We start from the raw sequence: 2,426 nt of genomic DNA on the forward strand, positions 1-2,426 counted from the left end.
AGCCGTACGCGATAAGCGCGATACGGGCCGGGAAGGGTTTTTTCAGACCAATATTAGTACACTACAGCGGCTTACCGGTAGTCAGAATATCGGCAGTACGTTTTCCTTTAAACTGAAGGATGTGCAGAACGAGCAGTTTAAAGACTACATTGACTTTGGTAGTCTGGATGATAAGAACAAAGCACTGGTCAGTCTGCTGTTCTCCGAAAAAAATCTGGAAACCGAGATGGACATCGGTTTTGTGGGTAATCCCAACATCGGTAGCGTAGTACTAAACCAGTTTAAAGACTCGGGCGAGTTTGTTAATTTTGCTTCCAACTTCTCACAGAACGACCGGATTTTCATTATCAGTTCTATCTTCGGAGGCACCGGGGCGGCTGGCTTCCCCACCATTCTTAAAAATGTGCGTAATGCTCAACCGCCCTTGCCGAACCACGAGTGGATTCGTAATGCTAAAATTGGAGCGGTTACGCTATTACCCTACTTCGGCGTAGCCCCTGACCCAACTAGTAAAATCGATAAAGCTACGTTCATTTCTAAATCCAAAGCTGCCCTATCGTACTACGAAACCAATGTGAGTGGCAACAATTCGGTGAACGCGCTCTACTATCTGGGAGATGATCGTACTAAAGATTACCCAAACGATCCCGGTGAGCATGGCCAACGCAACGACGCTCATTTTCTGGAAGTAGCCGCTGCCCTGTCGATAGTTGACTTTATGAATATGCCCGATGCGGCACTAAATTCGGAAAACGGGAAGGCAGTGAAGCCCATTTACAAAGAGTTTGGTATTAAACGCGACGAAGAAATGGTGAGCTTTACCCAATTGGGCGACGAAACTCAGGCCCAGATAAAAGCTCCGCTCACCCAGTATTGGTATTTCTACCTCTACTTGCGCGATAAGCTAAGCCATACACTCGGAAAGCAACCCTGGACTAACCGAAAGAAACCGCCTATCAATAAAACCTTCACCCACGGAGCGTACTACCAGAACCATCTGAGTTCGTTCAATGAGCAGTTCGGTACTTGGCTCAAAGAGCTTCGTCAAAACAAACGAGCTTTTGCGCCCTTCGCCCTGTCGGAAGAATCCTCGTCGGGACTATTTGATACGGTACGGGGCATTGAGCCCCAGCGCCACTGGAATCCGTTTGCCCGGGACAATTACGTGCTGTACGACGAAGAACTGAACCGCGCTGAACGGAACGTAGGTAGTGTGCCGGTAGAACAGAAATTTATGCGTGTTTTTTATGACGCTACTCGTTCTTTGGTAGACCGTAAATTTGATTTTTGAGATGAGTAAAAAACTTACTATGAGTACTTCCACTAAAAAAGACAAGAAAGCAGATAAGAAGAAGAAAGATGAACATCCACCAGTTTCGGAAAAGGTGCATCCTATGCAGTTGTCTTTGCTGAAGTTCTTTAGCAGCCGAAAATTTGATGAAGAAGAGTTAAAGGATATTAAACGGATGATTTCCAATTACTACGCAAAGAAGGTTGATGATGCAGTTGACCGGATATTCGAGGAAAGGGGTTGGGATGTGGACGAAAAAGTAGAAGAATGGGGTAAAACGCACTATCGGCGAAAAAGTAAAACAGAATGAGGGTAATTGTTCTGGATACAAACTGTCTGATTCAGATATTACCTAAGAAAGCATCTCATCGCTGGTTGTTCGATGAAATTCAAGACAATACTATTGAACTAGCAGTGACTACTGAGATTTTATTGGAGTACGAAGAAGTTATAGATATGATCTTCAGTTCTGGCGTAGGTAACGATCTGGTAGAGTTGCTTTTAAGTCTTGACTCCACGCGCTTAGTTAAGCCATCATATCGATGGACGATGGTTACCGGGGATACTGACGATGATAAATATGTTGACTGTGCCGTAGCAGCTAATGCCGATTTTTTAATTAGTAATGATAAACACTTCGCAGTATTGGATACTATTGAATTTCCGAAGATAAAATGCCTGAAACTGAATCAGGTTAAAAAATCACTTTTCAACTAAAGTAAGCATGCCCAAAGTACTAACCTACCATAATCTTACTAATGGCGAGCACTGGTTTAAAGCTGATGCGTACGGCCGTCGGCAAATTGATGCCATTAGCGATCCCGAAGGGGGCAATACTGAGCAGCCGCCTACGTCCATCCCCAGTCCCTTCGCTCAGATTGACCTGGTGCGAACGGCCTTCAAAAATATTGTTAAAGACAAACAACTGCGGGGAACTACCCTGGATCGTAAGCTCGTATCCGATTCTTTCGACGTGGGGGAGTTGTTATTCAATGCCGATTACATTAAAGGGCAATTACAGCTTGTAGCCTGGGACCCGGATACCGATTTGCAACGACTGCGGCAGTCAGATAATGAGCAGCACCGCCGCTTGGGCGAAGTGCTGGATTTGTACCTGAAACAGGATGCAGAGACC

At 45.2% G+C, this 2,426-nt stretch carries 3 protein-coding genes and 1 pseudogene; all 4 read left to right on the plus strand.

Annotated features, from left to right (window positions below):
• The coding region (locus WBA23_RS18630) for a hypothetical protein (RefSeq protein WP_424583789.1) at positions 1 to 1,291 on the plus strand (1,291 nt) is incomplete at its 5' end.
• 19 nt (positions 1,292 to 1,310) lie between these two features.
• Entirely contained in the window at positions 1,311 to 1,601 is a 291-nt protein-coding gene (locus tag WBA23_RS18635; RefSeq protein WP_424583790.1) for a hypothetical protein, read from the plus strand.
• Positions 1,598 to 2,008 (plus strand): putative toxin-antitoxin system toxin component, PIN family, encoded by a 411-nt coding sequence (locus tag WBA23_RS18640; RefSeq protein WP_424583791.1) that lies wholly within the window; start codon positions 1,598 to 1,600, stop codon positions 2,006 to 2,008. The genes WBA23_RS18635 and WBA23_RS18640 overlap by 4 nt, the downstream gene beginning before the upstream one ends.
• A gap of 7 nt (positions 2,009 to 2,015) precedes the next feature.
• Positions 2,016 to 2,426: pseudogene (locus WBA23_RS18645) on the plus strand (hypothetical protein); the annotation flags it as partial.

Origin of the sequence: Tunicatimonas sp. (genome assembly GCF_049647865.1) — a bacterium.
GTDB lineage: Bacteria > Bacteroidota > Bacteroidia > Cytophagales > Cyclobacteriaceae > Tunicatimonas.

What these genes read in the sequence shown, in the direction of transcription:
- WBA23_RS18635 (WP_424583790.1), top strand. Translation starts at nt 1,311, where the DNA reads ATGAGTACTTCCACTAAAAAAGACAAGAAAGCAGATAAGAAGAAGAAA.
- WBA23_RS18640 (WP_424583791.1), top strand. Translation starts at nt 1,598, where the DNA reads ATGAGGGTAATTGTTCTGGATACAAACTGTCTGATTCAGATATTACCT.